Annotated in this window: 13 protein-coding genes; 5 read left to right on the top strand and 8 right to left on the bottom strand. The window is 47.3% G+C overall.

Features of this window, described 5'->3' with window-relative positions; translation table 11 throughout:
- The first annotated feature begins 283 nt into the window (after positions 1 to 283).
- Positions 284 to 526, top strand: a complete 243-nt coding sequence (locus EPA93_RS14800; protein ID WP_129888262.1) for an acyl carrier protein — start codon at positions 284 to 286, stop codon at positions 524 to 526.
- A 159-nt stretch (positions 527 to 685) separates the two neighbouring features.
- Here the strand turns inward: EPA93_RS14800 and EPA93_RS14795 are convergent, their stop codons facing one another.
- From EPA93_RS14795 to EPA93_RS14775, 5 genes are read right to left on the bottom strand one after another with little or no spacing between them, the layout of a single operon-like run.
- Positions 686 to 2,269 (bottom strand): class I adenylate-forming enzyme family protein, encoded by a 1,584-nt coding sequence (locus EPA93_RS14795; protein ID WP_129888261.1) that lies wholly within the window; start codon positions 2,267 to 2,269, stop codon positions 686 to 688.
- A gap of 32 nt (positions 2,270 to 2,301) precedes the next feature.
- Entirely contained in the window at positions 2,302 to 3,555 is a 1,254-nt protein-coding gene (locus EPA93_RS14790) for a 3-oxoacyl-ACP synthase III family protein (RefSeq protein ID WP_129888260.1), read from the bottom strand.
- A 57-nt stretch (positions 3,556 to 3,612) separates the two neighbouring features.
- On the bottom strand, positions 3,613 to 4,839 hold the full coding sequence (locus EPA93_RS14785) for an aminotransferase class I/II-fold pyridoxal phosphate-dependent enzyme (RefSeq protein ID WP_129888259.1): 1,227 nt from the start codon (positions 4,837 to 4,839) through the stop codon (positions 3,613 to 3,615).
- Between the two features lie 36 nt (positions 4,840 to 4,875).
- On the bottom strand, positions 4,876 to 5,157 hold the full coding sequence (locus EPA93_RS14780; RefSeq protein ID WP_129888258.1) for an acyl carrier protein: 282 nt from the start codon (positions 5,155 to 5,157) through the stop codon (positions 4,876 to 4,878).
- Between the two features lie 23 nt (positions 5,158 to 5,180).
- Entirely contained in the window at positions 5,181 to 6,788 is a 1,608-nt protein-coding gene (locus EPA93_RS14775) for an HAL/PAL/TAL family ammonia-lyase (protein ID WP_207229552.1), read from the bottom strand.
- Positions 6,789 to 7,098: 310 nt separating this feature from the next.
- On the opposite strand from EPA93_RS14775, the gene EPA93_RS14770 reads away from it, so the two are divergent.
- Complete coding sequence (locus EPA93_RS14770; RefSeq protein WP_165423114.1) at positions 7,099 to 8,034, top strand: phosphotransferase; 936 nt, start codon at positions 7,099 to 7,101, stop codon at positions 8,032 to 8,034.
- A gap of 103 nt (positions 8,035 to 8,137) precedes the next feature.
- Positions 8,138 to 9,253 (top strand): aromatic ring-hydroxylating oxygenase subunit alpha, encoded by a 1,116-nt coding sequence (locus EPA93_RS14765; protein ID WP_129888255.1) that lies wholly within the window; start codon positions 8,138 to 8,140, stop codon positions 9,251 to 9,253.
- 129 nt (positions 9,254 to 9,382) lie between these two features.
- Here EPA93_RS14765 and EPA93_RS14760 read toward each other — a convergent pair whose 3' ends face one another.
- From EPA93_RS14760 to EPA93_RS14750, 3 genes are all read right to left on the bottom strand, one after another.
- Positions 9,383 to 10,342, bottom strand: coding sequence for an arginase family protein (locus EPA93_RS14760; RefSeq protein ID WP_165423113.1), 960 nt, complete (start codon positions 10,340 to 10,342; stop codon positions 9,383 to 9,385).
- A 64-nt stretch (positions 10,343 to 10,406) separates the two neighbouring features.
- Complete coding sequence (locus EPA93_RS14755) at positions 10,407 to 12,086, bottom strand: ABC transporter substrate-binding protein (protein WP_277988974.1); 1,680 nt, start codon at positions 12,084 to 12,086, stop codon at positions 10,407 to 10,409.
- A gap of 167 nt (positions 12,087 to 12,253) precedes the next feature.
- A complete protein-coding gene (locus EPA93_RS14750) occupies positions 12,254 to 13,048 on the bottom strand; it encodes an ABC transporter ATP-binding protein (RefSeq protein ID WP_129888252.1) in 795 nt (264 codons plus the stop codon).
- Positions 13,049 to 13,356: 308 nt separating this feature from the next.
- Between EPA93_RS14750 and EPA93_RS14745 the strand changes: the two genes are divergently transcribed.
- The gene (locus EPA93_RS14745) at positions 13,357 to 14,187 is read left to right on the top strand and encodes a class I SAM-dependent methyltransferase (RefSeq protein ID WP_129888251.1); all 831 of its coding nucleotides are present in this window, start codon (positions 13,357 to 13,359) and stop codon (positions 14,185 to 14,187) included.
- 20 nt (positions 14,188 to 14,207) lie between these two features.
- Positions 14,208 to 15,161, top strand: coding sequence for an LLM class flavin-dependent oxidoreductase (locus EPA93_RS14740; protein WP_129888250.1), 954 nt, complete (start codon positions 14,208 to 14,210; stop codon positions 15,159 to 15,161).
- Positions 15,162 to 15,175: the final 14 nt, after the last annotated feature.

Genomic DNA, 15,175 nt, shown 5'->3' with positions numbered 1-15,175 from the left:
GCGAGCTGACGCAATAACAAAGGGTCAGAAAGATCATGGGGTTCACGCAACGCTGGCGGTGCTCTGGCACATAGATTTGCTGAAAACTTCTCCAAAGGAGCTCGCCCAGGCAATCGAAAGATTTCGCAGGAAGTTCTCATCGCAAGCAGAACCGATTGAACCAATGAATAGGGCCTTCACATTGTCTTTTCTCTACCGATTAGAGAAAGAAATAAGGGAAACAGTACTATTCTCTATGTGGAGTATTTTCCTGATAAAGAATGAGTAAAGAAAGGCACAAATTATGAAACAAATAGAAGAACATATCAAGAATTTGATCATAAAAAAAACAGCTCTTGAGAAAGAGCAACTCATGCTTGAAGCAGATTTAGTGAGTGATCTGGGGATTGATTCTATAGAATGCATAGAATTAATCCTCAGTATTGAAACGGAATTTCATATAAGCTTCCCTGACGAAGACATGAGGAGCATGAGAACAGTTGGAGATATAATAAGTAGAACAGCAGCCCTTGTTGATGCACGATAGAAGCCTTTCCCTCTTGAGGGCACTCTTTCCTTGCCCCTTCTCTGGGAGACATGAAGTAGAAATACGTTTATTAAATCGACAGCGGGGAGCCTTATGCCCGTGGGCTAGCCTGGGAAGAGGCCTGAGAGAAGTATCTAGAAGGGATGCTTCTCAGGGCCACTAAGGCTGATGCAGAGCACGCCGTAGCACCTTGCCTGAAGGTGTACGTGGAAGTACCTCGATAATTTCAAGAAAATGCACTCGTTTATAGTGGGCCACTTGATCATTCACGAAGTCGATGAGGGTCTCCCCTATGTCTTGTTCACCTTTTTTGAGCACTACAAAGGCTTTTATGTATTCTCCAACTTCGTGGCCAGGAACTCCAATGACAGCGCACTCATGTACTGCTGGGTGCTCTAATAAAATGTTCTCTATTTCTCCAGGAGAAATACTAAATCCTTTATGTTTGATCATATCTTTTTTGCGCCCTACTATATATGTATAGCCCTCTGCATCCACATAGCCAATGTCTCCAGTAGAGAGCCATCCATCGCGTATGATCTCCTTGGTTTCAGCTTCTGCCTTCCAGTATCCCTTCATTATTTGGGGACCTTTCACAACAATCTCGCCTATTTCATGTATTGATAACTCTTTTCCTTCCCCGGCAAGGTCCATGATCTTTTGTCGCGTATGAGAAACTGGCTTTCCAATACTCTCCAATCGCCACAAATCTCGTTGGTGTGGCTGAGCATGTGTCAATGGTGAGGCTTCAGTCAAACCGTAGGCCTGGACAATGAGAGGAGCTATCTTCTTCTGCAGCCTGCGTGCGACCTCAAGCGGTAATGAGGTAGCTCCCGAGTAGAGACACTTTACCTGTTTTAGCTCATGAAGGTCACCTTTGTATCTTTCAAGTAAGACAATTAACGAGGGAACTACAAAATAATAGGTGACAAGGTACCGTTCGCACAACGCTAAGGATCGTTCCAAATCAAAGGAATCCATCAAGACGAGTGTGCCGCCACAAGCCAGAAAGCTCCCAGCAACCATCATACCATAGATATGAGAGAGAGGAAGGAAAAGCAGAGCAACATCAGCATGTGAGAGACCCAGGCTGTCAATAAACTGGAAGTGATTGATGATGAGGTTTGAGTGAGCCAGCATCACTCCCTTTGGCTGGCCAGTAGTACCTGATGAATATGGCAAGGCCAGAAGATCATCAGGATGAATATTTGTATCCAGAGATGGTAGTAGCAACGAATGCTCTAACAAGCTCACAAAAGGAACTGTAGGCAAGAAGCTCTTAGAGAGCGTGTCCCCGATAGTAATGATAAAGCGCAAAGTAGGAATTGGATGAAGAGCTAATGCTTGAGAGAGTGTTGGAAAAAGACCTGCATGGAGCACGATAGCTTTCACCTCAGCATTCTCTAGCTGGTAGAGGACTTCGCGCTCTTTATATTCGTGATTTAAAGGGGTAACGATAACTCCAATGGATGCTGCGGCGATAAATGTAATCAAATATTCTGGCCGATTGCTCATGAACAAGCAGAGGCAATCGCCCTTGCGTAGTCCCAACTCGTAGAGACCATGGGCCACACGACGAACCATGGAAGCCATCGTCTGATAGGTAAGAATACGGTTCTGATAAATGATGGCAGGATGAGAGGGATAGCGTTCTGCAGCCTGCTGCAGCAGTGTATCATACGAATAGCGAGGTAGCCTACTTGAATGGTACCAACTCTCTTCGTTCATCTGGCTTTGTTTCATGAAATACCTCTTTTGCTTTACCGATCGTCATCTCAAGCTACCAATACTTCAGAATGCTTCAAGCCCTGATACTGAAACAACCAGCACCCATAGTGAAACCCTCCACCTGCGGCAGGCAACGCTATCCATTGACCGGGCTGCAAACGCTGTGAACGCAGCATTTCAACAAGCGCGACGCCAATACTGGCATTAGAAAGATTTCCGTAGGAGCAGAAGTAGTCAGCAAGTTTTCCTGACGTGTTGCCGGGCCAACCGTACTCAAGCATAAGCACTTCTCCGACACGACGTACAATCCGTGAATTGGCTTGATGAGGAACAATAGAGCCAAGTTCTTCAGGCGAAAGGTGGGCATGACGGCATAGGACATCAACACACTCGGCCATGGCTTGTGGGGCATCCTCATAAACGCGTTTGCCACTCATGCTTGCATAGCCCATCCGATACTTTGCGAGAAGATGATCTACCTGCTCACCACAGCTCTTCTGATACATTTCTAAGATTTGTTGATCAATATTGACGGCCTCTCTTGCATCTTTGTGCAAGAGCGCCTGGTACCATAAAACCTCTGCTTGATGAGCATTGTAGCCATTTATGGCATAGGTTTCGTCCCCCTGGGTTATTCCGCGCTCCAGGACAAAGGCGCTGGCCCCTTCCCCGAAAAGCAAGCTTGATCGCCAATCAAGAATATGTACAGAGTTTGCTATGACTGCTTCTGCTGCGACGATCAACACGACGCGTACGTTGCTGGTGGCAAGTGCCTCCGCTGCCATTTGGAGCGCTTCCGTAATACACGCGCAGCCACCTTTGAGTGTAGAAGCACGTATGGATCTACATCCAAGTTGCCTCTGCACCAAACCCGCAATCGTCGGAAATATATAATTGTCAGAAGAAGAGGTAGCAATCACCATATCCACTTCAGGTGCTTCTCGCCCTGCGCTGGCCAGGGCATGTTGGGCAGCTGCTACTGCCATGTCAATCAAGCTCTCATCATGAAATGCCATTGGATCATCTATAAGACCTGGGGCATCGGTACCTGCAATCCTGCGGCACTGTTCAAGCGTGCAAGAGCGTACGCAACGAGCGCTTAATCCTGTTGCTCGTTCAAAATCGGTACCCTTGCGTGGATATCCTAAGCGTGTGGCAATATAAGCAAAAAAATCGTTGGTGATCATTCCCTTCGGGATAGATGACCCCAGACCAGTCAATCGTACTTTTGCTTGTGTATAAGTATCGGGCACAATGTAGCGATAGGCCGGCCAGGTATCAGCAGTAATGTCTCTTCTCATAAAACCCTCTCCCTGCTTCTCATACTGGAACAAAAACACAACGGCTCCCGTGCAAGATTAAAACGCATACAGCTTTTTGAGCTCTGCGAGGAGCTCTAGAAATGCATTGATCTGCTCCTCTGTATGATGAGCATGCAAGATGATGCGCACAATTGCCTGGTTCTGTTTGACGGCTGGATAATGAAATACAGGGATAATATAGTTTTGCTCATGAAATGCACGTCGTATGCACTTCACCTTACTATCAGAACCGACGAAAATAGAGGTAATATAGGAAGGTGAAGAATAAAGGGTACAGCCAATTTCTGTTAAACGCTGGCGAAAAAGAGCGGCCCGCTCTAAATAGGTGTCTACGAGATGAGGATGGGTCTGTAATTTTTGTATGATCATATGTGCGGTACTTGCTGTAGGTGGTTGCATAGCAGCTGTGAAGAGAGAGGTTCCAGAAAGAAGTTCAAACGCCAGAATAGCATCATGTGGACCGGCAATAGCTCCACCTTCTAGTCCTACTGATTTCGCAAATGACATCATAATGAAGGTCGCCCGCGGCAGATGGGCAAATTCGTGAGCGAAGGGTCTCTGCTCGGGACCGTAGATGAGAAAGCCATTTGCATCATCAACATAGCTTATTGCTCCATATTCTTCACATATATCGAGTATTTCACCTATCGGGGCAATACTACCATCAGAGGAATAAACACTCTCAAAAATCACAATTACTTTTTTTCCAGCAAGGGGAATCAATAGCTCCCTCAAATGAGCAGGAGTATTATGGCGAAACGAGAAAAGTTGTTTTCCAAAGGGGAAGCGCTCAACAGCTTTCCACAAGCTCCAATGACAATCATGATCCAGGACAAAAATCGCATCCCGATTATCAATAGAACAGTGGGGATTCATATAGCATTGCGAACTCATAGCGTGAACAAAGCCCAGGTTGGCCAGCAAGCCTGAGGCAAACGTAATGGTCCGTTCCTTGCCAGTCAGGCGGCAGATCATCTCCTCAAGCTCACGATGAGCCTGACTAACCCCCTGAGTCATTCGAGATCCCCCGGTTACCAGCCCATAGGTATAGGCAGCTCTCGTAAAATACTCAAGAACTTGCGGGTCCTGTTGCAAGCCGAGAAAATTGATTCCAGCAAAGTTCACGTAGGCCTTCTGCTCGATAGAAACCGTTGTGTAAGCCGGACCTTGTACCACAGGAATATCGTACAAGAAACTTTCTTGCTGCGCTGCTAGGACGAACTCGGTAAATTTCCATTCGTCTGTGACAGATGATGATAGCATACCTTTTCACCCCACATATCTTGTTTCAAGAGGCACTTAGCCCTCCTTGTGAGGAGGAGGGAAGGGAACGGATGTTTGTTTTTCCAGAAGCGTTGTGAGATAAGTAATCAGATCCTGTAGTCTATCATGCGACATCATTACTTCAGATGGGATAGTGACACAAAACTCTTCCTCAAGGCGCATCCCTAATGAAACAATGTCTATAGAGTCAGCCCCAAGATCGCCCATGAGATGCGTCTCCAGGGTAATTTTTTCTTTTCGCATCTTGAGATGATGAGCAATGATCTCAACAACTCGTTTTTCAATCTCTTGTGTCATGTCCGAACTCTCTTCTCCCGCTGTTATCCCATAGTAGTTTCGATAGCCTGGCGCAAGGTCGAGGAACGAATCAACGTAACCACCTTTTCAATATCATCATCCATACGTCGATCACTCCCAACAAATGGAACCGTTTGGCGTATGGCCTCATAAACGGCCCGTGTTAGCGTGCTCATACGTTCCCTTCCGCGCAGATCTACTGCTTGACAAAGCGCTAAAAGATGAATTGCCGCAACATGCTGTACTAACTCAACCATGGTATAGGCATCGCGGGCTGCTATCGACCCCATGCTCACTTTATCTTGATTGTGTGCTTCCGTCGAACGCGAAAAGATACTAGCCGGGCCTGCTAATTTTAATGCTTCAGCGGTTAACGCTGAACAAGTCAACTGCATACCTTTAAAACCGTGATATAAACCAGCTTCCTCAGCGTCTTCCCTGAGAAAGGGAATTAAATTTGGAGTCAAGCCATTATTAAATTTTTCATCAACCACCAATTCCAATTGCCTATCAAGCAGGTCGGCAATATTGGCAACGGCAATTTTTAGCGCATCCATGGCCTGAGCAATATGACCTCCGTAAAAATTCCCTCCGTGATGGATAGCTTGAGTTTCTACATCAAATAAGGGATTATCATTCGAAGAATTAATCTCGGTTTCGATCCAAGCCTCAACCCAGGAGAGCGTGTCATAGAGGACGCCGATGATATGAGGAGCACACCTTAGCGAATATTTGCTTTGCTGCATTTGCCCCAGTTCTTGATACTCCCTCTGGGCAAGTTCCTCATAGCTCGCCAGGATTTGTTGATCGCTCTGGGCCAAGCACGAATCTTCTAGCAGGCGGGCAATGTTGGCAGCACTTTTTATTTGCCCTTGATGCGGTTTCTGTGCATGTATAAAGGCCTCAAAATGCCCTCTACTACAACAGAGAGCCTCACAGGCCATGGCCGTACTCACATCTGCAATAAAAGCCAATTCCCCTACATCATAGGAGGTAAGACAGGCAAAGCCTGACATAAAGGACGTTCCATTCACCAGTGCTAGCCCTTCCTTGGCTTCAAGGGTCAGAGGCTCAAGCTTATGCGCCTTCAATACCTCAGCTATCTCTTTAAGCGTTCCTTGCTCACAAACGTTTCCTTCGCCAATAACCATAGCAGCAAGATAGGAGAGAGGAACGAGATCTCCGCTTGCACCAACCGATCCGCAGGCAGGGATGAGTGGCAAGATATCCTGCCCCAAAAAATATAGGAGCCGATTGATAACTTCTTTTCGTATCGCTGAGTTCCCTCGCGCTAAGCAATTCACGCGGATGAGCATTGTGGCTCTTGTCACTTCAGGAGGAACTAACGGGCCGGTGCCGCAAAGCAGAAATCTGATTAAATTAGATTGCAATTGGGCTGCTTTTCTAGCAGAAATCTGCCGCCTTCCACTGTCACCAAAGCCCGTTGTAATTCCATACATGGGCTGTTTGGTTTGGAGAAATTGTTGTTTAAGGGCATAGGAGGCTTCAATTCTTTGGCATGCCTCATGAGAGAGTGTACATATGCTGTCCTGCGTGTTTCTAGCAATCCGAACAACATCCCTGATAGTCAATGTTTTTCCATCTAGCTGTACACTTGTAAGCTCTGGCATTTCCTTAACCTTCTTTGAATATTTCACCTGCATTCTTCTCCTGGGTTTCTTTTGCCCAATACGGTTCTCTTTTTTGATATCCTTCGGAACAAAGCAGGCTATTCTTTAATCAAATCTCATCAAAGTCCATAAGAATAGGAGAGCGTTTCAGGAAATACCTTCATCTGGCGTTTCTACATCTGGTACCTGCTCAAGAAGAGAGGCTCGCCCTTCTAATACTCTAGGAGCAAAGATCGACCGATTTTGTTGTTATGAAAGGTCACAATATCAGTTACCCATGAAAGCACAGGACGCTCCGGAGGAAATATCTATGACAGCACTGGAAGAACGTATCTGCGCCTACTTGCAGCTCACGGTCCAGCCAACTCAATGGCGAGTTGTGCAAAGCTATTGCACAATCGCCCCGAGCTTTGTCTGGGCATCGCCATATATCAAAGTATTCGTCAAACTGGGAATCAATTATCGCCTTATCCAGTATCTTGCCAATAGCCAGCTAACCCCTAGTTATCTGGCTGGTGGGATCTTCGCCAATACCACCATTACGGTACAAGAATATGTACAGGCTGCGCCGCTCAATTACGCCTGGAAGTCTGGCGACTTTCGATCTTTAGCAGGCTTGCTGAAGCATCTTCAAAGCCTGCAAGCGCTTCGTCGTTATGTGTCTGCTTCGTACAATGAGAGTTATCGCGATCTGCTTACACGTTCTCTCCGATGCAGCAAAGCATTTTGTCAGCATTCTTACATCCAGGATATGGCTTATAGAAAAGAGATCGAGGATTTGCTAGAACAAGCTGAGTGCAGCCTTTCGCACATTCAAGGCTCCGGCCTCGTTCCCTCACATGGTGATATTCATCATGGCAATGTCCTCGTCACCCCAACAAGCATGTACCTGGTCGATTGGGAAACATTTCATCTTTCCGACCCTTTGCATGATCTCGCTGATATGCTTTGGTGGATGTGCCCTGCCACGCAATGGGAAGAAATACTCACATTGTTCCAGGTTGACCTTACCAACCCTCAGCAGCGGAATCGTTTTTATTTCCAGGTCTTGACCTCAGCGCTGCAAAAATCTCTCTGGTGCGCTCATCTCCAGCAAGCGTTCTTGGCAAGGCGCTATTTGACTGATGCTCACCTCGCTGCCAGACAAACGCCTCCAAATGAGTTTGTTCCGGTCCACCCTGAATTTCCCCCGGCAAATGAGGCCAGATCATATGAAAATTTTGTGCGAGACCATTTCTTGTTATGATGAGGCGAGAAAGGTGAACTACCTTTACCTTCTCTCGCCACAACCGATAGAGAAAAAGGGATATTCCATGATTCTGTTCTAACTAGCAAGTGAGGAAGAAACGATGACCACACCGACAAGCGCTCACGAGCCCTTGCCTGCGACCCTGCCCGGCCACTACTATCACGATCCAGAAATCCATGCCCTCGAAGAAGAACGCATCTTCTCGCGCCTGTGGATCTGTGTGGGCCATAGCAGCCTGCTGCCCGATCCAGGCATGTACCAGCTCGTGACTCTAGCCCAGGAAAGCCTCATCCTCCTGCGCGATCAGCACGGCAAGCTGCGGGCCTTCTTCAACGTCTGTCGGCACCGGGGCGCCCGCCTTTGCGCCAAGGCCCAGGGGCGGCTCAAAGGGTCGCTGCAATGTGGCTATCATGGCTGGACCTACAAACTTGACGGCAGCTTGCTTGGCGCACCCAATGTGCTCCATGCCCAGGATTTTGATCCTGCGGCCTTTGGCTTAGTGCCTGTGGCTCTAGAGCTCTGTTGGGGTTTGATCTGGATCAACCTCTCTCCCTCTCCTGCTCCCTTGTCCTCTCAACTTACTGATCCTCTTAGTTGTGTTGGTTCGTCACATGTGTCTCATCACTTAGAGGGACTGGAGGTAGGCAAGACGGAGATCTATGAGGTGCAGGCCAATTGGAAGATCGCCTTTGAGAATGGCCTGGAATGTTATCATTGTCCTACCGTCCACCCCGAATTTTGTGATCTGTTTCCAACCATCCGTTCGTATCCAACCCTTGCAGAGAGTACGACGCCCTTAGCACTTGCCGAGCATGCCGAAGCGTTTACCCTCACTGGACGAGCTTCTCGCCCTCCACTCTCCACGTTAGCTCCCGAAGAGAGGCGCCTCATCCATTCCATAGTTGTGTTCCCTAATATCTCGATAACGCTCGTTCGCGATCATGTCCAGGTATTGGTTTTCTATCCGCGAAGTGCTCAGACGACATCTATCGTTTCCTTCTGGCTCTTCGAACCTGAGGTTATCGCTGCTGCAGACTTTGATCCGATGGATACAGTTGCTCTTGCGAATATTATTGCGCAAGAAGACATCGAGCTATGCAAGCTGGTCCAACAAGGAGTCACGTCAAGGGCTTATGCTTCTGGAGGGATCTATGCACCTGTCGAGAAGCATATAGCTTTGTTCCGCAATTTTGTTTTGCGTCAGTTAGCCCAATAGAGCCCTCCATTTTCCAGAGCTGATGGGTGGAAGAGCATTTTTCCTCTCCATCAGTTATGGAGAAGGGAAAGCCTGGATATCGATGCTCCTCTTCCTCTTTGTACTTACCAGTTGTTGCACATATGGGAATTAAATGGCTAACCCAAATGCTAAAAATTGCCAGAGAATTTCGCTGGCAGCTACGGTGGTGATTCCTGTTGTATCGAGAGAAGGACTAAGCTCAACAAGATCAAATGCGACGACTGGAAGCTGGGAGAGAAGACGAAGTGCTGGAAGGACTTCCTGGAGAAGAAGACCACCAAATACAGGTGTTCCCGTCCCTGGCGCCTGTGAAGGATCAATACAATCAATGTCAAACGTTACATAGACAGCGCGGCAGGTATTCTTTAGCAAAGCAATGGCCTCGTTCATTATTGTCTCTAAAGTATGCTTGCGCACTTCTTCTGCCGTATATTGCTTTATTCCGGCATTCTTCGCAAATCTTGCACATCTAAGATAATCAAGCCCGCGTATTCCAATGGAGACTACATGCTCTCCTTGTAAATGACCCTCCCTGATAAGCTGACCGAAAACATTTCCATGATGCACCCGCGGCATGGTCAGAAAATCTTCATCAACATCAAGATGAGCATCAAAATGTAATAAGCCCAGTGGCATTTGTCCCTGACGATCTAAAGCCTGTTTACAGCCAAGAAAGGTAGCATAAGTAATAGAATGGTCCCCACCAAAGATGAAGGGAAAAGTAGTTGTACGCACCTGACATACAGTCTGTATAATGGCCTCATTCGTTTTCTCAGGGTTGGCAGGCCAGACAGCTATATCGCCAAGATCTCCTATCAGCAATCGTGCAGCAGTTAGCGGCTCATCGGTTGAAAGATCGAACAGCATCTCGTCTTCAGCATAATTATAGAAAGAGTATTCGCGTATTGCTCGTGGAGCAAAGCGTTGTCCACTTCGCACCGTCGTGCCATAGTCTACAGGTATCCCCAGAATAGCCACATCATAGTCTTGTGCCTCGTTGAGGTGAATGTATGGTGTGCGCAAATAGGTCGCAATTCCGCTATAGATGGGTTCTTTTTCTTGCTTCATCGGAAATCTTCTCCTCTCTATCTTTAGCATAACAAGCTGGGAGAAACCATCGAGAGCAGAAGCTTTATCCAGGCTGGAGGCAGATGTTTGTAAAAAGGCTGCTGGCATCCAGTTGTTTTACGGGACGATTCTGCTTATCTCGCAAAAGGCCTTTTGCAAGAACAAAGTGGATATAGGCATCCCAAACGCGCTTTTTTTGTATCCCCCACGGCTGTCCAGGATCTGTGTAACGATGACTCAAATAGGCCTGCACGTTCTCAAGGAGACCTGTATCTGGAAAGGTTCCTGCAGCTGTTCCTTGCATGAGTAAGTGAGCCGCAGCTTCAGGTTCGTTACGCGCAAATTCATAACCACGCTGAGTAATTTGCATAAAATTCTTTAGGAGCTTGAATTTCTCTTTTAGGAGGGAGGGGCTGGTGATAAAATTCGGCGTGTAGTAATCAGGTACACCATACTCTGTCAAAGGGAACACCTTAAGTTTCATGCCTTTATAGAGAGCCTCCCTGATCGATAAACCATACTCACAAGAGAAATCAACCTCCCCGGTAAGGACCGCCTGAAGTGTGCCTGTTGTGATTATTATTTTCTGAAAATCTCCTTTTCCCCCATCGTATTGAAGCGCTTCCCTCATAATACCTTCTTCGTAGGCTACTCCCTCTTCTCCAAATTTTTTGCCATCAAGGTCACGTAAACGAGTAATATTTCCCTTATCTAAGGTGAAGCACGCGTCATCATTATGTGCAGTAATAGCGGCAATGGAGATAACCGGCTGTCCTGCAATTTTGTCAAGTACTATCTGCTCAGTTGTGCTAATGCCTATATCTGCCTGTCCGTTTGCAACCAGGGTATCTGGCAGTACGGTGCTGGAAAAAGGTAGAATCTGAAGATCAATCCCCGCCTGCCTATACCAACCTTTCTGTTGAGCTACATAGATCCCTGTATGGTTCGGTGTTGGCTCCATTTCTGGTACTAATACAAGCTTTTGCATCTTCCCTTGCGTATTTCCCAAGAATGCCCGCTCCGGAGCATACTGATGCAAGAGAAACGCGATGAATGCAGCCACCGCGATTATGACAAAGGTGGTATTCAGGAAGGGAAGCTTTTTCTTCTGGGTGTCGAGCGATGATGATGCAGATACATGTTTTCCATGTAGTTGTACGCTGTTATAGCGCCAGGGCAACATACATCGTTCAAGGAGCAGGACCAGCGCGAAAAGAAGCAGGCTAAGCAGGGAAGTCACAAAGACCGCAGCAAAGACTTGATCCGTTGCACGAGCATTGACTGCATATTGTATAAAAATTTCCAGGCCTTTTTCTGCTCCTATCACTTCGCTAAAGATGGCTGCTGTCACCGCATAGGTTGCAGCGATGCGTAAGCCAGAAAAGAAGGCTGGAAGAGCTCCTGGCAGACGAACATACCAGAGACACTGCCAACGAGATGCATTCATACTTTGCATTAGTTCATCGAGTTTTTTTGATGAACTTTCAATTCCATCGATACTGGCAATAGTAATGGGGAAAAAGCAAAACATGGCAACGAGGATTACCTTTGGGCTCAAATCAATGCCAAACCAGAGGCGGAACAAGGGAGCGAGAACAATTATTGGAATTGTCTGAGAGACGATCAAGAGAGGGGAGAAAGCTTTGCGAATTGTTGGTAACAGATACATAAATATAGCAAATGTAAGCCCACAGCAAGCTCCAGCCACGAGCCCTATAAGGGCTTCTTGTAAGGTTTGCAGCATATGGTCAAAAATGAGAAACCAGTTATGAATAAGTGCATTGATTACTTGAATTGGCGTAGGAAGAAGTAAAGGGCTTATTTGTGATACATGATCAAAGAGTTCCCAGAAGAGCAACAACGCAACGAATGGAAGAAACATTGAGGCATAAGCTTGTAGATATCGCCGTCTCATGAAACAGCCTCCTTCATCAGATAGGCAACAAGTTCTTGTTCTAGTGCCACGGCATTTTTGGAGGCAAGATGCTCAGGATGACGAGGACGAGGAAGGTCAACAGGAATGGCGTAAGCTACTTGAGCAGGTCGTCTGCTTAAGACATAGATGCGGTCAGAGAGGAAAATAGCTTCACGAATATCGTGGGTAATAAAAAGAATGCTTGCTTTAAATTCTTGCCACAAGTTCAGGAGCCAGAGCTCTGTAGAGAGGCGTGTGAGTGCATCAAGTGCGCCAAATGGCTCATCAAGCAGCAGAAATGACGAATGGAAAAGAAACGTACGCAACAAGGCAACGCGTTGGCTCATACCGCCGGAAAGGGCGTCAGGATAGTGCCAGGCGAAATCAAGCAACCCAAATTGTTCTAGATACTGGCGCGCGCGTCTACGTGCTTGCTGATGTGGCTCACGTCGGATGTCCAGGCCTAAACAGACATTTTCCTCAACAGTTCTCCAGGGAAGGAGCAGCGGCTGTTGGAGCATATAGCCTACTTGCCCAACTCGTTTCGCCCCTTCCATACCATCAATTACCACAGCGCCTTCATCTGGTTCCTCCAGACCGGCTACAATATGCAGTAACGTTGTTTTCCCACATCCACTTGGTCCAATAATCGTAACAAACTCGCCTGCGGCAACTGAAAGATCAATAGAGCGAAGGACAGCCAGCTCTTGCCGATTCACTCGATATACTTTGCTTACCCCTTGGACAGACAATCTGAGCGCATGATGCTTCGTGTTTGTGTATTCTGTCATGGCAGCAATTCTCTCCTCGGTCTGTTTTATAACTCTTTATCGACCATGCCTTAGAGAGATGCATATCCTTTTAGCTCTGCAAAAATGCTCAGACTGAGCACAAATGCAAAGGAACGCCTTCGGTCCCCTTATAGGAAAGCTCTCGGCGTTTCACCCTACGCAAAATCCTAGTGGCGTCGATTAGCAAAGAGAAAAAGTTAATTACTTGTAGCCACAAAGAGAAGAGGCGCCTTTTGGCTTCTATAAATCCGAAGCGCTCTGCAGTCGAAAAAGCCTTTGAAGAAAAGGAAGAGAGGAAAAGTAGCGGCATGACGACAAATATCACGTATCAGATGGAGAATCTCTACCGACCGTTTTTGTCCCAACAGTATGGAGAACTCGCAAATTACCTTCAGCAAAGTCACGCACCTCGTTCCGACGCTCTCATGTATGAGGTGGCTGCCCAATTAGGCATTGGTGAGCACTCTGCTGTTCTGGATGTTGGTACTGGATGTGGGCCGCACGCTATTGAACTTGCCAGGAGACTCGGATGTCATGTAACCGGCGTTGATATTGCTGCCACGAGTCTTAAGGAGGCATGCCGCCGGGTTGAAGAACTAGATATGAGGCAACAGATCACCTTTCTTCAGGGGGATATTCTAGCGCTCCCCTTTGCGTCAGACACATTCGATTTACTCGTGTGTTGTGGCGTGCTCGAACATATCAAGAAGTTACCGCAAGCTTTTCAAGAATGCGCCCGCGTCCTGAAGCCTTCCGGGAAAATGCTTATTATGGCAACGTTGGCCACAGAATTGCTGGAGCCATCCGAAGCGACCTATCTCTACAAAAATGTGCAGCTCGTACCAGAAAACATGTCTCCTACAACGTTTGAAGCCATGCTCACGGCAGCCCACTTTGTAATATATTCCCGTGAGTTCTTAGGGAGCGAGACGTACGAATATCTCTTTGAGAGGGAACTTTCCAATACCCATCCTCTGCTTCAACTTTCCCGCTTGAGGCGCTTGCGTACGAGTTGTGAAGCACAATTTGGCGATGAAGCATGTCGCACAATGGAATTGATGTCCTTATGGTATATCTATCATTTCCTGGGAAAGCTCGCCTCGGTCTTCTACGTTGTTGAGTGTAAGCAAGAAGGCTAGATGAGGAGTAGCAAAAGGAAATGGCTGGTATCAAGCAAAAGCAGCGTCCACTTAAGATAGGCTTATTGCTCCCTCACTGGACAGGCAGCCAGGAAGGGAAAACCCCTCGCTGGACAGATATACTTGCCATGGCGCAACTTGCAGAGGAGATAGGTTTAGACTCCCTCTGGGTCGTGGATGATCTTCTTCTCAGTTTTGAGACCGGAGACCGTGTGGGGATGTGGGAGTGCTGGTCTTTGCTCGCCGCTCTGGCGGCTTCGACGAAGCACATTACGCTAGGATCACTTGTCTCCTGCAATAACTTTCGCAATCCAGCATTACTGGCCAAGATCGCCGATACTGTCGACGAGATGAGCGGAGGACGAATCGTGCTTGGTTTAGGCGCTGGTGGAGAAAAAGAAGAGCATCAGACCTTTGGTTTTCCCTGGGAAGAGCGCTTTAGTCGTCTGGAGGAAGCTTTGATCATCGTTCAAAGCCTCCTTCAGACGGGCTATGCAAATTTTGTGGGGAAGTATTACCAGGTACAGGAGTGCGAGTTGTCTCCTCGTGGTCCGCGACAACATGGTCCACCACTTCTAATAGGCACCTCATCTACCCCAGGTCCACGTTTACTGCGTCTCGTAGCACATTATGCCACCTATTGGAACGGTTGGTTAGGATTTGAACGAAGCGCACCTGATGTTGTTCCGCCTCTGCGGCAGAAAATTGACGCGGCTTGTCACACACATAACCGCGACCCTGAGACTCTGGAGCGAACACTCAGCGTGGGGATGAGTATTTCCAGGCATCAGATCATATTAGGGCCATGGAATTTTACTGAGGGGGCTATCAAAGGTGAGCAAGAGGAAATTACTGAGATATTACGCGCATTTGCCCATCAAGGAATTTCGCATCTTCAGCTCTATCTCGCCCCATCTACCCTTCGAGGCATTGAAGCTCTTGTTCCTATATTGGAAATGTTGGAGAGAGGATAAACAACTCTTCCACT

Source organism: Ktedonosporobacter rubrisoli (assembly GCF_004208415.1).
GTDB classification, from domain to species: domain Bacteria; phylum Chloroflexota; class Ktedonobacteria; order Ktedonobacterales; family Ktedonobacteraceae; genus Ktedonosporobacter; species Ktedonosporobacter rubrisoli.
The sequence above is the reverse complement of the archived record's forward strand: the minus strand, read 5'-3'. Positions and strand labels throughout refer to the sequence as shown.

Coding starts and splice junctions, on each gene's coding strand:
- EPA93_RS14765 (WP_129888255.1), top strand. CDS start 8,138: ATGACCACACCGACAAGCGCTCACGAGCCCTTGCCTGCGACCCTGCCC.
- EPA93_RS14785 (WP_129888259.1), bottom strand. CDS start 4,839: ATGCTATCATCATCTGTCACAGACGAATGGAAATTTACCGAGTTCGTC.
- EPA93_RS14800 (WP_129888262.1), top strand. CDS start 284: ATGAAACAAATAGAAGAACATATCAAGAATTTGATCATAAAAAAAACA.
- EPA93_RS14745 (WP_129888251.1), top strand. CDS start 13,357: ATGACGACAAATATCACGTATCAGATGGAGAATCTCTACCGACCGTTT.
- EPA93_RS14790 (WP_129888260.1), bottom strand. CDS start 3,555: ATGAGAAGAGACATTACTGCTGATACCTGGCCGGCCTATCGCTACATT.
- EPA93_RS14750 (WP_129888252.1), bottom strand. CDS start 13,048: ATGACAGAATACACAAACACGAAGCATCATGCGCTCAGATTGTCTGTC.
- EPA93_RS14795 (WP_129888261.1), bottom strand. CDS start 2,269: ATGAAACAAAGCCAGATGAACGAAGAGAGTTGGTACCATTCAAGTAGG.
- EPA93_RS14760 (WP_165423113.1), bottom strand. CDS start 10,342: ATGAAGCAAGAAAAAGAACCCATCTATAGCGGAATTGCGACCTATTTG.
- EPA93_RS14775 (WP_207229552.1), bottom strand. CDS start 6,788: ATGCCAGAGCTTACAAGTGTACAGCTAGATGGAAAAACATTGACTATC.
- EPA93_RS14755 (WP_277988974.1), bottom strand. CDS start 12,086: ATGCTGCAAACCTTACAAGAAGCCCTTATAGGGCTCGTGGCTGGAGCT.
- EPA93_RS14740 (WP_129888250.1), top strand. CDS start 14,208: ATGGCTGGTATCAAGCAAAAGCAGCGTCCACTTAAGATAGGCTTATTG.
- EPA93_RS14770 (WP_165423114.1), top strand. CDS start 7,099: ATGACAGCACTGGAAGAACGTATCTGCGCCTACTTGCAGCTCACGGTC.
- EPA93_RS14780 (WP_129888258.1), bottom strand. CDS start 5,157: ATGACACAAGAGATTGAAAAACGAGTTGTTGAGATCATTGCTCATCAT.